A 16,960-nucleotide genomic window follows, 5' to 3' on the forward strand; every position below is an offset into this window, starting at 1 on the left:
TAGTTGAAAAATAAATTGAGCTAATAATGCAATTATACTGAGGTTTTTGATGCTGCCTTGGTATTCAATACTTGTTCTTCAAAACTGGTAGCTGCTTTACCTGCTTGAGAGTCATTAAAGATATCTTCATTGAATGCATCCTCAGACTTTGCAATTATCACAGTGGCAACCGTATCACCGGTGACATTAACAGCAGTTCTTATCATATCAAGCAAGCGGTCTACACCAATGATTAATGCAATACCTTCTACTGGCAAGCCTACTTGATTTAGCACCATTGCAAGCATGATAAGTCCAACACCAGGAACTCCAGCTGTACCAATTGACGCTAACGTTGCGGTTACAACGACCATGGCATAATCAGTTAAGCTTAATTCTATGCCAAAGACCTGGGCGATAAATACTGTCGCGACACCTTGCATTATCGCAGTACCATCCATATTAATGGTGGCGCCTAACGGCAATGTAAATGAAGCAATTTTATTATCTACTCCCATGCGATGTTCACAGGCTTCAATGGTTACTGGTAAGGTAGCGTTTGAACTTGCGGTGCTAAAAGCAAACAACTGCACATCTCTCATTTTACGTAAAAACATCAGTGGACTTAAGCCAGAGAATACTTTTAGTAGAATGGGATATACAACTAATCCTTGAATGAGTAGGACCACAACAACAAGTAGGAAATATTTGACCACACTGCCAAATGTCTCCATTCCCAGTGTTAAGCTTAATTTTGCCATTAAAGCGAAAACACCATAGGGTGCTAACTGCATCACCAAGGTAACAACGCGCATGATCACTTCGTTGATGTCGTTAAAGAAGCGAGCAACACGTTCACCACGCTCACCAATATGCGATATCGCAAAACCAAAGATGACCGCAAACAAGATGATTTGCAGCATGTTACCTTGAGTCATCGCCTGAATAGGGTTATCTGGCACAATATTGATAATGACTTCTGACAAGCTTGGGGCTTCTTTTACGGTATATTCCATAGTAGAACTGACTAAGCTGGCATTACCGGGATGAACTAAAATGGCAGCCACGATAGAAATAGTCAGCGCAATAGCGGTCGTGAATAGGTAGAACGAAATGGTTTTTCCGCCTAATCGGCCAAGTTTGGAGGGATCACTTAATGAGCAAGTACCGCACACCAATGACACAAACACCAATGGAACAACAAGCATTTTTAAGCTGGAGATAAAAATAGCACCTAAAACGTGCAATAAACCTTCAGTAATGTAGTCTTTAATAAATAAGCTGTCGGGGAAGAGGTTTCTTAAAAGTAGGCCTAATATAATACCTGTACCCATGCCGATTAAAATTTTACTTGTTAGTCCGAGCTGTTTTTTATTGCTCACAATCTTTCCTTCCAATTATTTTTTTAAGTATTGTTTGGCTGATGGACTAAAGCGTAGCAGGAAAGCTTTAGTTATGAAATGGTATGAAAGTTAAAGTTTATACCAAAATGTACCGATTAAAACGACCATGTTGTGGCATAGTTATCAGATATTTGTGTATTATTACCCAATAGGTAACTATTATAAATCATAAGTATTATTTTAATGTAACAGGGAGCCTGACAATGCGGTCAGCAATTAAAGTCTATATAACGTTAATTTGTTCGTTTTTACTCTTCGCCTGTGGTGGCGGTGGCGGCATTACTGATGACGGTAGTGGTGGTGGCGACGGTGGCACATCCCCTGTCACTATTTCAGTAGCATTATCTATTGATAATACTCAAGTGTCTGTCGCTGAACCAGCAAACATTACCGCTACGGTTACTGACTCTAAAGGTCAGCCCATTAGTACTTTAGTCAGTTTTGAATTAAACGATGACAGCTACGGTACTTTTTCTCCGGCAACGGGACAAGTGTCTACCAATGCCGATGGTGTTGCAAAAATCAAACTTGATACCGCTTCTGTAAATACAGGTGCAACTGTTACCGCAACTATTACTTCTGGTGAAACTGCTTCTGTAAATATCACTATGGTCGGTGACGGCGGTGAAGCTGGTGGTGGTTCGCAAGTTTCACTTGTATTGACCAACTCAGCTGGTGCAACAGTTCAAACCATTAGTACACTTTCTCCAGGAAAATTAACGGCTACGGTTACTGGTATTTCTAAGCCGACTATTGTGACTTTTGATACAGATATTGGAGATCTTCCAATAAAAACAGCGGTCACAAATGCTGAAGGTAAAGCGACTGTTGATATATATGCTGGCAGCTCATTAGGTGCTGGTGAAGTGCGTGCTACCTTGCCCACTAACGAAGTAGGCAAAACTATTGTGGTTGTTGGTGCAACTAATGTTGTTATGGGCAGCGGCTCTGGTACAACATTTGTTGCTGGCCAAGCGGAAGTGAGTACTACTAATTTGTCTGCTGGCGGTACAGCAACCATTACGGTAAGAATTCAAGACGACTTAGGTCAACCTTTTAATCAACCTGTTGATGTGAATTTTTCATCGACTTGTGCGACCAAAAATCCTGCTCAAGCAGAATTAAGCTCACCTGTTTCTTCAAGTAATGGTGTTGCTACTTCAACTTATTTGGCACAAGGTTGTGTTGGTGAAGATCAAATAAACGTCACAGCTAATGCGGGTGGCATAAGCTTATCTGCGGTAGGTACTATTAATGTATTACAAGCAGATGTCGGCAGTATTTCATTTGTATCAGCAGTGCCTGAAAATATTAGCATTTTAGGTACCGGTGGTATTGAGTCTTCAACCGTTAAATTTAGAGTGTTAGATAAAAATAGTAATCCTGTTAGCAACCAATCGGTATCATTTTCATTGAATACTGCGGTTGGTGGTGTTGCTATTACACCTGTTATAGCAACAACAAACAATTTAGGCATTGTTCAAACGGTTGTGAATACTGGTACTGTGGCGACATCATTACGTGTGACTGCAAAAGTTGAAAATGGTGCTGTGCCAGCTATATCAAGTCAATCAAAGCAGTTAATTGTGTCTACAGGTATTCCAGATCAAGACAGTTTTTCACTTTCTGCTGAGTTTGTTAATGCTGAAGGTTGGGATATTGACGGCACGGAAGTAACTGTAACTGCACGCATGGCCGATGCATTTAATAACCCGGTTCCTGATGGAACAACAGTGTCATTCACCACTGAAGGCGGCTCTATTGAAGATGCATGCCAAACGGTAAAAGGGGCATGTTCTGTAAAATGGACCAGTCAATTACCGCGACCAGAAGGTGAAGTGTTAATTAATGGTACTGGCGCTATGTTCCGTAACCCTAATTCAGCTTTAGCTTATGATGCTGCATTAAATGTATACGGTAATATTTACGGCCAAAAATACGGTGGGCGTGCAACCATTACCGCCACGGCTATTGGTGAAGAGTCTTTCCCTGATTTAAATGGTAATGGTCGATTCGATGCTAGTGAACTTACTGAGTTTAGAAATGGTGTTGATGTAACAGGGCAACCGTTTGATCTGAATGATGCGTTTAATGACTACAACGAAGATACCCTATTCAATCCTCAACAAGCTGGCGGACAAAGTGGTGGAGCATTAGAAGAGTTAGTTGATTTTAATGCTAATGGTACGTTTGATGTTAAAGATGGATTGTATAACGGCGTATTATGTTCATCTTCTGCGCATGCAGGCTGTGCTGATGGTGTGAACAACTCAAAATCACTTTATGTGCGTCGTAGCCTAGTGATGGTAATGTCAGGCAGTACTGCATACGCTACGGAACGTAGTCAAATTTTAATCGATGATCGTGATGGTCAACACCTTGGTGGCAATATTACTATCGTTGGTAAGGGGTCAGCTTCGGTATTCTTTACTATCTCTGACTTACATAACCAACAAATGCCAGCAGGCTCTATTGTAAGATTTAAAACGTCTGCGGGTTCAGTGGTTAGTGCAAGTGAGTATGTGTGGCCAAGCAGCAATTATAATGGTGGTCGTGACTTTGGTGTAACGATTAAAGGTGAAGATGAGCCTAACTCTGGTGTATTCCTGGTTGAGGTTGAAACACCTAATGGCCTAGTGACTGAAGTCGTTTCAATCGGAGTGAGCATTCTGTAATATGGATTAACTATAAATAAAAAGGGCGCTTACAGCGCCTTTTTTATTTATTCGAGAAAAAGATATTTTGCATAAATCGATCTACATTTGTGTATGTTCAAAATTACCTTGCAATAAAAAATGGCCATCGCTAATTACGATGGCCATTTTGATAAGGCGAGTAGAAAAATTACTTCTGGAACTGATACACACTACCCAGTTTCAATATTTGGGTTAATTCATCTAATGAAGTGCGAGATTCAATGATCAATTGTGGGTCTGCTAAATCTGCAACGGTTAGGCTATCGCGGTAATGTTTATCAACCCAAGAGTTTAAACGTGTAAACAAGCTGTCATTCATGATTGTGTGTTGATTAACCGCTTCAATCTCTAGCTCATTCATCGCCACGCGAAGACGAAGACATGCCGGTCCACCGCCGTTTTGCATACTTTGTTTTACATCAAAGTATTTGACCTGTGTAATTGGAGTGCCCAAGGTAACAAGTTGATTTAAATACGCGAATACAGCAGGGTTTTCTTGGCAGTTAGTCGGCGCAATAATCGCCATTTCACCATTAGGTAAGGTGATAATTTGAGTGTTAAATAAGTAGCTTTTAACCGCATCATCAATAGAGACTTGATCGGTAGACACTTTAATAAAGTGTACTTCTGAATTCATTTTTTGACGAATTTCAGCAAATTTTGCCTCAGTATTTAAAAATGCCTGTTCATGGTAAAACAGCACATTCTGGTTGCCGACTGAAATCACATCGTTGTGAAATACACCTTGATCAATCACATCTGGATTTTGTTGGATGAAAACACAACTTTCATCTTCAAGTTGGTGCAAACGCGCAACAGCTTGTGATGCTTCTAATGTTTGACGTGCAGGATACTTATTTGGTTTTGGTGCATTGGGATTGGTTGCACTTTGGCCATAGACGAATAGCTCCACACCCGCTTTACCGTAATCACTGCATAAACGAGTGTGATTAGCCGCACCTTCATCACCAAAGTTAGCATGTTCTGGCAAGTGCAGATGATGTTTGAAGTGACGATCGTTATTAAATGTCGCCTTTAATATGCTTCCTGTGGTTAGTGGTTCAATACTTCGGTGTAATTTATCCACCAGGTTAGCCGGGGTAAAGTGCACTTTACCATCACGGGTATCGGCGGAAGGTGAGACCGTTGCCGCATTGGCCGTCCACATACTTGAGGCGCTGCAACAAGCGTTCAGCAAAGCAGGAGCTTGCTCAGCAGCTTTTTGTATTACTTCTGAATCAGTTCCGCTAAAACCAATTCTACGCAGTGTATAAAGGTCTGGGCGCTCTTGAGGAGCTAACACACCTTGCACCATGCCTAAATCTGCAAGAGCTTTAGCTTTTAATAGCCCTTGTTTGGCTGCAGCTTTGGGATTAGAGGCTTGTGCGGCATTAGAATATGATGCCACATTACCAAATGATAAACCGGCGTAGTTATGAGTTGGTCCCACTAATCCATCAAAATTTGCTTCAAATTGCTTCATGGCTAATCCTTCATTGATTATTGTTATTAAGATTTCGACATGGAAATAACATTAAATTTGCATGTAAGAAATAACTAAATTACCGCAAGTATACGCAAGCTAAGCGGGTTAACAAGCTGTTTGGTTTTTGTTCAATTAGGCTTTTTTGACTAAAAATGCACTCAAGTTGCTCTCAAAAGTGTTTTATTGAGAAATTAGTTTTAAAAAACGCATATTATTTTTCATTTTTTTTATTTTTGGCTGGAAAATTGCTCATAAACGCACATAAAAAGCAGATTTACTTGAAAGTCTTGTCGCAACACTCTATATATGGAATCAATTTTGTTATTTTCTGAGACTATTTGGCGCAAATCAAACTATGGGTAAATCGTTAGTTATTGTCGAATCGCCGGCTAAAGCCAAGACAATTAATAAGTATCTTGGTAAAGATTTCATCGTTAAGTCGAGTGTAGGTCACATACGTGATTTACCGACTTCGTCCACGTCTGATGGCACTCCTCCAGCTAAAACTGCTGCAGAAGTCCGTAAGATGTCACCTGAAGCCAAAGCTATATATAAGCAGGCTAGAGATAAACAAGCACTTGTTGGCCGTATGGGAATTAACCCTGAAAAAGGCTGGGCAGCGAAATATGCCGTATTACCGGGTAAAGAAAAGGTAGTAAAAGAATTAAAAGCACTTGCAGAGTCCGCTGACCAAATCTATCTCGCAACCGATTTGGACCGTGAAGGGGAAGCTATCGCCTGGCATTTACAGGAAATTATCGGTGGTGATGCTTCACGGTATCAACGAGTGGTATTTAATGAAATCACTCAGTCTGCAATTCAAGATGCTTTTAGTAAGCCATCTACATTAGACACTAATATGGTTAATGCCCAACAAGCACGTCGTTTCCTCGACCGTGTTGTGGGTTTTATGGTATCGCCGCTGTTGTGGAAAAAAGTCGCACGTGGATTATCTGCTGGTCGAGTGCAATCTGTTGCCGTGAGATTAGTGGTTGAGCGAGAAAGTGAGATTAAAGCGTTTGTACCTGAAGAGTTTTGGGACATCCATGCTGACTTAAATACCAGCAAAGCTGAACAATTGAAAATGCAGGTGTTGAAATTTCAATCCGCAGCATTTGAACCCATTAGTGAAGCTCAAGCCAAAGTTGCCGTTGATGCGTTAAAAGGAGCTTCTTACAAGGTTTCTAATCGCGAAGACAAAGCTACATCAAGCAAACCTTCAGCACCTTATATCACGTCTACATTGCAACAAGCGGCAAGCACGCGTTTGGGTTATGGCGTGAAAAAAACCATGATGATGGCGCAGCGTTTGTATGAAGCGGGGCATATTACTTATATGCGTACCGATTCAACCAACCTGAGCCAAGAAGCGGTAGAAAATGTACGCGAGATGATTGGTAAAGAGTTTGGTGCCAAGTATTTACCTGCAGATCCTATACGTTATGGTAGCAAAGAAGGTGCCCAAGAGGCGCATGAAGCTATTCGTCCTTCAAATGTGGATGTCCAATCTGCGTCGATGACGGATATGGAGCGTGATGCTCAACGTCTTTATGAATTAATTTGGCGTCAATTTGTGGCGTGTCAAATGACTCCTGCTCAATATGATGCAACACGTTTGACTGTGGTTGCCGGTGATTACGAATTAAAAGCCAGTGGTCGTACATTACGCTTTGACGGCTGGACTCGTGTGCAACCACCAATGAGTAAGAAAAACGAAGACACTAGCACATTGCCCATAGTGGAAGTGGGTGATGTACTGACGCTTGATCAACTTTTACCCAAACAACACTTTACTAAACCACCTGCTCGTTACGGTGAAGCATCATTAGTCAAAGAGTTAGAGAAGCGTGGTATTGGTCGACCTTCAACTTACGCGACTATTATTTCAACTATTCAAGACCGTGGTTATGTGCGAGTAGATAATCGCCGTTTCTTCGCAGAAAAAATGGGCGAAATTGTCAGTGAACGTTTAGTTGAAAGCTTTAAAGATTTAATGAGCTATGACTTTACCGCCAGTATGGAACAAACCCTTGATGATGTTGCTCAGGGCAAGCTAGATTGGAAAAAAGTGCTTGATGGTTTCTATGGTGATTTTACTAAGCAATTATTGATGGCAGAAATGGATCCGGATGAAGGCGGTATGCGCCTAAATGATCCGGTTTTGACTGATATTGAGTGTCCAACCTGCCAACGTAAAATGGGTATTCGCACTGGGTCTACAGGCGTATTCTTAGGTTGTAGTGGCTATGCTTTACCGCCCAAAGAGCGCTGTAAGACAACGGTCAACTTAACACCTGGCGATGAAGCCATTAGTGATAATGAAGATGCTGAAACCGATGCGCTTCGTGCCAAGCACCGTTGTGGTAAGTGTGGCACCGCAATGGACAGCTATTTAATTGACGAATCACGTAAACTGCATGTTTGTGGTAATAACCCAAGCTGTGATGGTTACGAGATTGAAAAAGGTCAGTTTAAAATAAAAGGCTATGAAGGTCCTTTGATTGAATGTGATCGTTGCAGTCATGATATGGAACTTAAAAATGGCCGTTTTGGTAAATATTTTGGTTGTACCAATACCGAATGTAAAAATACCCGTAAACTGTTAAGAAGTGGTGAAGCTGCGCCTCCAAAAGAAGATCCTATCTTCTTACCGGAACTTAAATGTACTAAGTCTGATGCGCACTTTGTGTTACGTGATGGCGCTGCTGGAATATTTTTAGCGGCAAGTACCTTCCCTAAATCCCGTGAAACCCGTGCGCCGCTTGTTGAAGAGCTGGTGCAATATCGTGAGTTATTATGGGACAAGTACGCCTTTTTAGCCGATGCCCCAGTTGAAGATGATGACGGCAACAAAGCCTCTGTCAGATTTAGCCGTAAAACGAAAGAGCAATATGTTGCTACCGACGTTGACGGTAAAGCAACTGGTTGGTCTGCTAAGTTTATTGGCGGCAAGTGGGTGAGTGAGTCGACAAAGTCACCTAAGAAAAAAGCTAAAAAGTAGTTGTTTAATATTGTTTAGTTTACAAACGCCATCATTATGATGGCGTTTTTGTTTGTTAAGTATTTATGAATTTATGCGCTAGCTATGAAAAATGGCTATATTCAACTAAGCTATGCTGGTTGTTCGGCGTTTATCAGTAAGGTTTAAGTGATGTTACAAAGTATACTAGGTTCTTTGGTGTTGTCTGTCAGCCTACAAGTAATGGCGCAAAACACGGTTGTTAATGATGAAGTTAACATTGCTCAAAGTATCGGTGAACATGAGGTCATTGCGGTTGATTATCCACCTTTCACCACCATGGATGTCGACGACCATGGCATTAACTTTTCATTATTAAGCCAACTTATTTCCGGCCATTATGATTTTAAGGTCAAACCATTATTTTTACCTCCGGCCAGAGCGCAGCTGCAAGTTCAATCTGGCCGTTGGTGTTTGAGCTTTTTTCCGCCTCCTGAGTCTCAACAAGCTTATTTTGTGCCGTTGAGCCAACAGAAAGTTGTGTTAGGTTTATTTCGTCTGAAGGAGAATACGCCATTTTCTTGGGATGACTTATCTGAGCTGAAAGGAAAAAGTTTAGCCATTATGCGCTACAAACGAGAAGGGGATTTTCATCGGCAATTTATTAATGCCGGCCTTAATATGGTGCCTATTGAATCGGTTGAACAGGGGTTTAAAATGCTTAAACATAAGCGAGTGGACTTAGTTTTTTCTAACCAATTCCCTGATTACTTATTTAATCACCCTGAAATAAATAGCCAAGACTTTCAATTCTCCAACACGCCCATTTTAGAGGCTCAAGTTGGCGTCTATATTAATCAAGCATGTAAAGAGCAATATCAATTACTGCTTCCTCAGCCAAACTAATTATCATCAATTGATTGTTCAGCGGTTAAGTCATGTTATCCCGCAACTTAACTTTCTAGTAAACAGTATTATTATTGTTTGCAGTGGAATATTTTGTTTATGGCTATTTAGTTGGCGCTTAACTCACCTTGGTTATCAGCACAAATGCCAAGAGCGATATTTGCCTACCTAGATAGATACAATGTTATCGACTTACGCCAGTCTTCCTTCCTCGTTATATTTAGATCCTGTTAATGTTTTAAAATCCACCACTCAATCTATCTTCAAACTAAAAAATATCCATTTTCGGTGTGAATGTGGTAGTTTGTTCGTTTGATTTTTTTAAGCGAGTTTATTCATGATAGTGGGTTTCGATTATGGCAGTGCTAATTGTTCAATTGGTGCTTGGATCAATGAGAAAATAGAGTTAATACCCCTTAGTGAAAATTCTAATTATTTACCCTCTACGCTCTATGCCATGGATCGTGAGCTGATAGCTGAGGCTGTTTATAATGGTTTGCCTGAAGCCTTGAAAGCTGAATTTTCTCATTTACGCAGTTCACAATTAATGCGGGCGAAAATAATTCGACATGAACTCGATTTATTGATTGATGAACCTACAGTGTTTGTCGGTCAGGCCGCTATTGATGCTTATCTTGAAATGCCTGAGGAAGGTTTTTATGTCCGTTCACCCAAGTCTTTTCTGGGGGCTACAGGACTGAGAGCTGAACAAGTGGCTTTGTTTGAAGATATTGTTACCTTGATGATGCAACACGTTAAACAACGTATAGATCAACAGTTAACTGCTAAAGGCTTAAATACGGCTACCCATGCCATGATTGGCCGCCCAGTTAACTTTCAAGGTATTGGCGGCGAACAAAGTAATCAACAAGCTGAGGCCATTTTAACCTTAGCGGCTAAAAGAGCCGGTTTTACCTCGGTGGGTTTTCTATTTGAGCCGCTTGCCGCTGGAATGGATTTTGAATCAACCCTTAACAAACCTGCCAATGTATTAGTTGTCGGCGTTGGTGGTGGTACTACAGATTGCTCGTTAGTAAAAATGGGCCCTGAATTAATGAGTAACATACAGCGAGATCAAGACTGTTTGGGGCACAGCGGACAGCGTATCGGCGGTAATGACCTTGATATTGCGCTTGCTATGCAAGGCTTTATGCCAAGTTTTGGCAGTGGCAGTGCTATGTTAGATGGTAAGCCTATACCTTCAAATTTATTTTGGAATGCCGTTGCCGTGAATGATATTAGCGCCCAGCGTGATTTCTATCATTTATCCAGCAAGAGATTAATCGAAACCTTGATCAATGGTGCCGAGCAACCTGAATTACTGCAGCGTTTATTGACCATTCAAAAAAATCAGATGAGTTTTCAGGTTGTGCGCCAAGCGGAGATCGCTAAAGTGGCGTTAACCGATTCACCCGTTCATAAAGCTGAATTGTCATTTGTGGAAAAACAGTTAACTATCGACGTCAGTGTCGAGCTATTTGAGCAAGCCATTGCGCCGTCACTGGATAAAGTCAGTCAATTAATGCGCCAGGCTATGAATAGTCTTGATGATCAGGGTAAGGCGTTAGAAAGCCCTGATATTGTTTATATTACTGGCGGTACGGCAAGAAGCCCTGCAATATACAAACAAATTGCTAAAGTGTATCCTCAAGCACAAGTGGTGGTGGGGGATCACTTTGGTTCTGTTACCGCAGGGTTAACTCGTATGGCGCAACAATATTTTAAGGAAGCTTAATGAATATTAACGTGAAATTAGTCGCTTTAGTCGCACTCAGTGGATTAATGATGAGCTGCAGTGACGATGTCGGTAAGGTCAGTTTAGGATTATTTACCACTAAAGATGTGATTATTGATGCAAAACATGACCCTAAAATACCAGGAGTGACTTGTCATATTAGTCGCATTAAAGCAGATTTAGATTTTGCCGACCCTTCAGATATGAGCATTAGTTGTCGTCAAACTGGACCTATTTCAGCAAATGATTTAGCAGACATAGATACCAGTAAAGGCGGTGAAGTGGTCTTTAAAGAGTCGTTAAGTATTTTATTTAAAAGCTTAAAAGTGAGACGTATTTTGGATAAAGAAAATCAAACTTTATTGTATTTATCTTATTCCACTAAAGAAACTAACGGCAGCCATAAGCATGCTTTATCAACTGTGCCGCTTTATGGAACGCAGGCATGGAATGCATTGAAGGTTGATAGTCAAAATTAGTGTCCACACTTATGTAGAATGACAAAATAGGCCGCACCAATATCAATATTTGTGCGGCCTATTTTATAAGCGTTTATTATCTCGAGCAGTGGTTACTTAGCGATAGCCTGATTGTAACGTTCAAAAGCACGTTCAAGATCGGCAATTAAATCCTCTGAGTCCTCCAAGCCGATATGTAAACGAATAAGTGGCTTACTGCTATCCCATTGGGTTGCAGATCTTATTTTATCAATACCGAAAACACCCAAAATTAAGCTTTCAAAGCCGCCCCACGAAAAGCCCATTTTAAAATGCTGCATGTTTTCGACAAAAGCGGTAATGCTTCTAAGATCGCCATCTTTTAAAACAAATGAAAATAAGCCATTCGCGCTGGTAAAGTCACGCTTAAAGAATTCATGACCTGGGCATGTTTCAAAAGCAGGATGTCTGACATGGTCAACCTCGGGACGCTTTGCTAACCAATTGGCGACTTCAAGTCCATTTTTATGGTGCTGGGCCATACGGACTCCTAGGGTACGTAACCCTCTGGCCGCTAAAAATACATCATCTGGCGAAGTTGTTTGTCCCATTAAATAGCTGTTTTCACGTAATTGTGGCCAGTGAACCTCGTTTGCCGTTGCGGTACCCATCATCACATCTGAATGACCGACAATGTATTTAGTCGCCGCTTGAATAGAGATATCCACACCCATTTCGAATGGTCTAGAATTAATCGGTGAAGCCCAAGTATTATCCAGCATCACAACGATATTATGTTCATGGGCGATGCGACTCAGCGTCGGCACATCTTGTACTTCCATGGTGATCGACCCTGGCGACTCAAGGAAGAGTACCTTAGTATTTGGGCGAATGAGATCACGTATGCCTGCACCAATCATAGGATCATAATAGCTCGTTTCGATGCCAAATCCGGCGAGCATTTTGTCGCATAAATCACGTGTGGGTTCATAGGCGGTGTCGACCATTAATAAGTGATCGCCACTTTTTAAAAATGATAATAGTGCCGCACTAATCGCTCCTGCACCGGATGGATATAACGCCGTGCCAAAGCCGCCTTCAAGTTCTGCAATGGCTTCTTGAAAGGCAAAATGGGTTGGCGTACCACGACGACCATAGAATAACTCGCCATTGGTCTTATTTTTAATGGCAAAACGCATGTCATCCATGGTGTCAAACACCACTGTAGATGCTCTAAATACCGGCGGATTAATAATGCCTTTAGTGTATTTTTTATCTCGACCTAAACTGACTATTTGGGTTGCTTGTTTACCGTGTTTATTCATTATTAATTCATCCACTAAAAACCTATTTAGCCATCCTAACATCTATACGGCTAAATGAAAGAGGCGAGAGATAGATAATATCGGCTACATAGGCAAAATGGCTTATGTCGTTTCCACTATGGGTAATGTTAAACAAAACTCAACGCCACTTTGATGTATCTCATCCGCTTGAAGTGTCGTTTTGTTAATGTCATCTTCTATTACACAGCTGACATTGCTCGCTTTAATGGTGCCATGGTGAAAATCAGTTACTAATCTTGCAATATACAAGCCTAAACCAAGATGGGGTTTGTTGGTGGGAATTTGTGGCCTTATTGACACCATAGATTCAAAAATCTGCTCGCTCATGTTTTCAGGTAATTTTGGTCCGATATTAGTTATTTTTAGAATCGCCTGTTTATGATATTGATTTAAGCTGACACTAATAGCACTATCTGGCTGGCTAAATTCAATGGCATTACTAATGAGTTTATCCATTAATTGGGCAATGTATTCTGGAACGCCATTACACAACATAAGTTTATCTTCAATAAATACGTTAAAACGCTGCTCTGGGTAGGTCATCTGATAACCTTGCATACAGCCACCGATAACCTTTTTTAAGGGAAATGTGCTGCGTTCAGCATGTGATAAGCTGGCTTCGAGATTAGTTGCCTCAGTTAAGTTATTTAAAATCAGATGTAATCGATTGACACCATCCTGCGCCCTATTGACATATTTTTGACTTGCTTGATCTAGGTTTTGATTGCTGAGGTGCTCTAAAGAGCTTCGAACAACTGCAACAGGGGTACGAAGTTCATGTGATAGCCGCGATGACATGTTTTCTAAATAGTGAGTATATTGACCGAGTCTGCCGACAATATTGGCAAAGCTTCGTGATAAATCACCTATTTCATCTCGATTTCTTGACGGAGTGATTTGATTTCTGACACGTCCCTGGCTGTCTATAGCTAATTCCGCCTGATCTCGTAAGCGGCGAATACGACTAGAGATGCTCGATGCAAAAATGAATAATGCTAATGTACCCATGCTCATAATCGTAAGAATAACGTTAAATAGCTTTTCCAGTGCCCGATTACGCAAGCTACGGATACCGTGAGTAGTTTCTTCGGCTATAACAGCCCCCATCACCTTGTCATCAATCCAAATAGGGCTCGCAGCCGCTAATACGACCGCTTTACTGTCTGGGGTTAATCGCCAGGTTGAAGCCTGTTTACCTACTAGGGCATTTTCAATATGGCTACCACTTAATTCAGTTGAGTCCTGTAATGAATCGATAAAGTCCTGTGGCGGTCTAGTGAGAATTTTATAATATAAGGGTAATAAGTATTGTTTATGGAAGTGTGCCCAAGAGCTTTCAGTCTGGGCGTCATCTAAATCAGCATCCCAGGTATTACTTGATGTGCGAATATCACCTGAACGCGCTAACACTCTGCCATGATTATCGACCACCCAAATGCGTGAGCTGTTGTGGCCCATACCTTTAACAATACTTTCTATTTCAGGCGAAGGCACCAGAACTGTGCCTAATTCTGCTACCGAGTTGGTGGCTGAAGTGCCGACAATATTAATTAAATTGCGCGTCTCATTGTCATCCACATTATGAATAGCGAATCCGAGTTTACTGCCAATCATGTCTAACGGAATACGAAACTCAATATTGTATCCATTAGGGGTTTTCTGCCATTGGCCTTGAATACGATTCTCAGGGATGACCGGCATTGATTGTGTTGGATCTTGAGGTAACTGATAAGCGCTTAACCAGCCATCCTTGGTATTGGCAATGACATAGCGCCTAAATAAATTATCGGGCGCAAGCGTAGCAATCACTAAGTGATCGTTCCTGTCGACCCTTAAGCTATTTTTACTGCGATAAATAACTTGGGAGTCATTAACCTCAAAAAAGCCATAAAGATAACCAGCATATTTACCCACCATATGGGTAAAGTTAAGGTCTATGTCTTGTTGTGCATTTTTTTGATAAACAATGTGTTCTTTTCCATAATATAACTTACGGTGACTGTACAATTGCCAGTCTTCTAACTTTCCGTCAAGTTGAATTGGGCCCGATAATGGATAAGCATACAAGTCGCGGCCCTTTTGGACTTGGGTTAAAAAGCTGGCTTGATTATCAAACAGTTTAGGGCGTTCATGAAGTGCTGTTGCCAACGCTTGAGTGGTACCTTCTAAGGTTTTCTCTTGTCCATGGCGCAAGTACTTTTCCATTTCCCATACATATTCATACCCAAGCCAAGGTAGGCAGAGTAAAAATAGTGACAGTATAATCACTTTAGCCCTTAGGCCTAATGGCAAATACATATTGAACATCTTCCTTACAAGCTGTCCCAGCGATAACCCATACCATATACAGTATCGATACAGTCAAATTCACTGTCTATGGCTAAAAACTTCTTTCTGATCCGCTTTACATGGGACGTAATGGTGCTGTCATCGACATAAATTTTCGCTTCTTGCATTAAATCCTGACGGCTGCGGACATGTCCTGGGTGTTTAGCCATGGCGTGTACCATCCAAAACTCGGTAACGGTCAATTCAATCGGCTGTAACTTCCAAGTGACCTGTATGCGATTGCCGTCAATTTGCAAGTGATTGCGTGTCATTAGATTATCTTCAATCGGGCTTGAACCGATTAATTCTGAACGGCGAAATAATGCGGCAATACGCGCCAATAAATGCGGGAAACTGACATCCTTGGTTAGATAGTCATCAGCGCCTAACCTTAGACCACAAACAGTATCAAAATCGCCACTTCGTGCGGTAAGAAAGATAATCGGCAAGCTACTCGACATGGCGCGTAAGGATTGGCATAGAGTAAAGCCGCCATCAATTTCACCTCCAAGGCCAATATCAATGATGGCTAAATCGGGCAGGCGAGCATTGAAGGCTAACATAGCCGTTGGACGGTTAGGGTAGGCTTGTACACTGTAGCCTTGTTGCTGTAGCACTTCTTTGTAGTTGTCGCGGATAGCGGCTTCATCTTCAACAATCGCGATGCGTTTCATTAATCAGCTAATTCCATAATCTGTTTATTGTTGTGACTATACAGCAATTTATAACGGGTTAAAGGCTTCCAAATCAATTGCCATTTTGTTGCCACAATTGAACATAAGATTGCCATTTTTAAACCCATAAATAGCCATTTCTGTGTTGTTTAATAGTTTCATCGAGTCGAGGACTCATGTCGAACAACTCATTTATCAATATTAAAAACAGGAATGTCATTATGAAAAAGCAACTAGTCGCTATCGCCGTTATCTCATCAGTACTGTTTAGTAACATAAGCTATGGCGCTCAAAGCAACACAATACCAGAACGTGAAAATACTGAAGAACTTGTTGGCTTAAGCTCAGGCATTATATTGGGTGCCGTGGTTGGTGGACCCATTGGTGCTTTTATTGGCGCATTAACAGGCTCATTAATTGGTAAGTCTGTCGGTGATGATTCTGAGATTGAAGCACAACAATCTTTATTATCGCAGCAGCAATATGAAATTAATGAGACTAGCCAAAAAATTGCACAAATGAACCAACAACAACAGTCCTTAGAAGAGGTGAAATCAGAGCTTGCTCGACTTCAAGCGCATCAAAAGCAAACCTTAGCTGAATTAGGTGTGGGAATGAATGTGCAATTTAAAACCGGTTCAAGCCTCATTGAACCTTTGTTTAAGCAACAGTTAGATAATGTGGCTTACATGATGGCATCAATGCCTGAGCTGAATGTTGATTTAATGGGCTTTGCCGATCGCCGTGGGAATGATGATTTTAATCAGGCGTTATCAGAGCAGCGCTTAATTGAAGTGACCAACTACATTGTGGCGCAAGGAATTGATAAGTCACGTTTACAAGGTCAGGCCTATGGTGCCAGCGCGCCAATGCATCCAGATCAGAATTTTGAAAATGATTTTTTCGATCGCCGAGTAACATTAACGCTTATTCCAGAAAGTGCGCAATTAGCCGCCAATTAATTTAACCGTTTGTTCCACTTTATGGACTTAGTTAGCGGCATGAATACCA

11 protein-coding genes are annotated in these 16,960 nt (G+C 41.2%); 6 read left to right on the forward strand and 5 right to left on the reverse strand.

Annotated features, from left to right (window positions below):
- Window positions 1-32: 32 nt before the first annotated feature.
- Window positions 33-1,361, reverse strand: coding sequence for a dicarboxylate/amino acid:cation symporter (locus ACRWQN_RS09505; protein WP_434940567.1), 1,329 nt, complete (start codon window positions 1,359-1,361; stop codon window positions 33-35).
- Between the two features lie 224 nt (window positions 1,362-1,585).
- Here ACRWQN_RS09505 and ACRWQN_RS09510 point away from each other — a divergent pair, with 224 nt between their 5' ends.
- A complete protein-coding gene (locus ACRWQN_RS09510; RefSeq protein ID WP_434940568.1) occupies window positions 1,586-4,057 on the forward strand; it encodes a hypothetical protein in 2,472 nt (823 codons plus the stop codon).
- Window positions 4,058-4,226: 169 nt separating this feature from the next.
- On the opposite strand, the gene astB is transcribed toward ACRWQN_RS09510, so the two are convergent.
- Window positions 4,227-5,561 carry an N-succinylarginine dihydrolase gene (gene astB / locus ACRWQN_RS09515; protein ID WP_434940569.1) on the reverse strand — a complete coding sequence of 445 codons (1,335 nt, stop codon included), beginning with the start codon at window positions 5,559-5,561 and terminating at the stop codon, window positions 4,227-4,229.
- A 358-nt stretch (window positions 5,562-5,919) separates the two neighbouring features.
- Here astB and topA point away from each other — a divergent pair, with 358 nt between their 5' ends.
- The 4 genes from topA (at window position 5,920) to ACRWQN_RS09535 (ending at window position 11,643) form a co-directional block, all read left to right on the forward strand.
- Window positions 5,920-8,565: a type I DNA topoisomerase gene (gene topA / locus ACRWQN_RS09520; protein WP_434940570.1), complete on the forward strand. Its 2,646-nt coding sequence runs from the start codon at window positions 5,920-5,922 to the stop codon at window positions 8,563-8,565.
- Window positions 8,566-8,715: 150 nt separating this feature from the next.
- Window positions 8,716-9,429: a substrate-binding periplasmic protein gene (locus ACRWQN_RS09525; protein ID WP_434940571.1), complete on the forward strand. Its 714-nt coding sequence runs from the start codon at window positions 8,716-8,718 to the stop codon at window positions 9,427-9,429.
- 337 nt (window positions 9,430-9,766) lie between these two features.
- Window positions 9,767-11,164, forward strand: a complete 1,398-nt coding sequence (gene yegD / locus ACRWQN_RS09530) for a molecular chaperone (protein ID WP_434940572.1) — start codon at window positions 9,767-9,769, stop codon at window positions 11,162-11,164.
- Window positions 11,164-11,643, forward strand: a complete 480-nt coding sequence (locus tag ACRWQN_RS09535) for a CreA family protein (protein ID WP_434929931.1) — start codon at window positions 11,164-11,166, stop codon at window positions 11,641-11,643. Before yegD ends, ACRWQN_RS09535 begins: the two co-directional genes overlap by 1 nt.
- 92 nt (window positions 11,644-11,735) lie before the next feature.
- On the opposite strand, the gene ACRWQN_RS09540 is transcribed toward ACRWQN_RS09535, so the two are convergent.
- The 3 genes from ACRWQN_RS09540 to pdsR all read right to left on the reverse strand — a co-directional run bounded on the left by ACRWQN_RS09540 (window position 11,736) and on the right by pdsR (window position 15,949).
- Complete coding sequence (locus ACRWQN_RS09540) at window positions 11,736-12,926, reverse strand: cystathionine beta-lyase (protein WP_434940631.1); 1,191 nt, start codon at window positions 12,924-12,926, stop codon at window positions 11,736-11,738.
- Between the two features lie 102 nt (window positions 12,927-13,028).
- Window positions 13,029-15,254, reverse strand: coding sequence for a proteobacterial dedicated sortase system histidine kinase (gene pdsS / locus ACRWQN_RS09545; protein WP_434940573.1), 2,226 nt, complete (start codon window positions 15,252-15,254; stop codon window positions 13,029-13,031).
- 5 nt (window positions 15,255-15,259) lie between these two features.
- Window positions 15,260-15,949, reverse strand: a complete 690-nt coding sequence (pdsR, locus tag ACRWQN_RS09550; protein WP_434937441.1) for a proteobacterial dedicated sortase system response regulator — start codon at window positions 15,947-15,949, stop codon at window positions 15,260-15,262.
- A gap of 221 nt (window positions 15,950-16,170) precedes the next feature.
- Here pdsR and pdsO point away from each other — a divergent pair, with 221 nt between their 5' ends.
- Window positions 16,171-16,911, forward strand: a complete 741-nt coding sequence (gene pdsO, locus ACRWQN_RS09555; protein WP_434925904.1) for a sortase-associated OmpA-like protein PdsO — start codon at window positions 16,171-16,173, stop codon at window positions 16,909-16,911.
- The last annotated feature ends 49 nt before the right edge of the window (window positions 16,912-16,960 follow it).

The sequence above is a fragment of the Shewanella sp. HL-SH8 genome (assembly GCF_051165765.1).
GTDB lineage: Bacteria > Pseudomonadota > Gammaproteobacteria > Enterobacterales > Shewanellaceae > Shewanella > Shewanella glacialimarina.

Coding starts and splice junctions, on each gene's coding strand:
- ACRWQN_RS09510 (WP_434940568.1), top strand. CDS start 1,586: ATGCGGTCAGCAATTAAAGTCTATATAACGTTAATTTGTTCGTTTTTA.
- astB (WP_434940569.1), bottom strand. CDS start 5,561: ATGAAGCAATTTGAAGCAAATTTTGATGGATTAGTGGGACCAACTCAT.
- topA (WP_434940570.1), top strand. CDS start 5,920: ATGGGTAAATCGTTAGTTATTGTCGAATCGCCGGCTAAAGCCAAGACA.
- ACRWQN_RS09525 (WP_434940571.1), top strand. CDS start 8,716: ATGTTACAAAGTATACTAGGTTCTTTGGTGTTGTCTGTCAGCCTACAA.
- yegD (WP_434940572.1), top strand. CDS start 9,767: ATGATAGTGGGTTTCGATTATGGCAGTGCTAATTGTTCAATTGGTGCT.
- ACRWQN_RS09535 (WP_434929931.1), top strand. CDS start 11,164: ATGAATATTAACGTGAAATTAGTCGCTTTAGTCGCACTCAGTGGATTA.
- ACRWQN_RS09540 (WP_434940631.1), bottom strand. CDS start 12,926: ATGAATAAACACGGTAAACAAGCAACCCAAATAGTCAGTTTAGGTCGA.
- pdsS (WP_434940573.1), bottom strand. CDS start 15,254: ATGTTCAATATGTATTTGCCATTAGGCCTAAGGGCTAAAGTGATTATA.
- pdsR (WP_434937441.1), bottom strand. CDS start 15,949: ATGAAACGCATCGCGATTGTTGAAGATGAAGCCGCTATCCGCGACAAC.
- pdsO (WP_434925904.1), top strand. CDS start 16,171: ATGAAAAAGCAACTAGTCGCTATCGCCGTTATCTCATCAGTACTGTTT.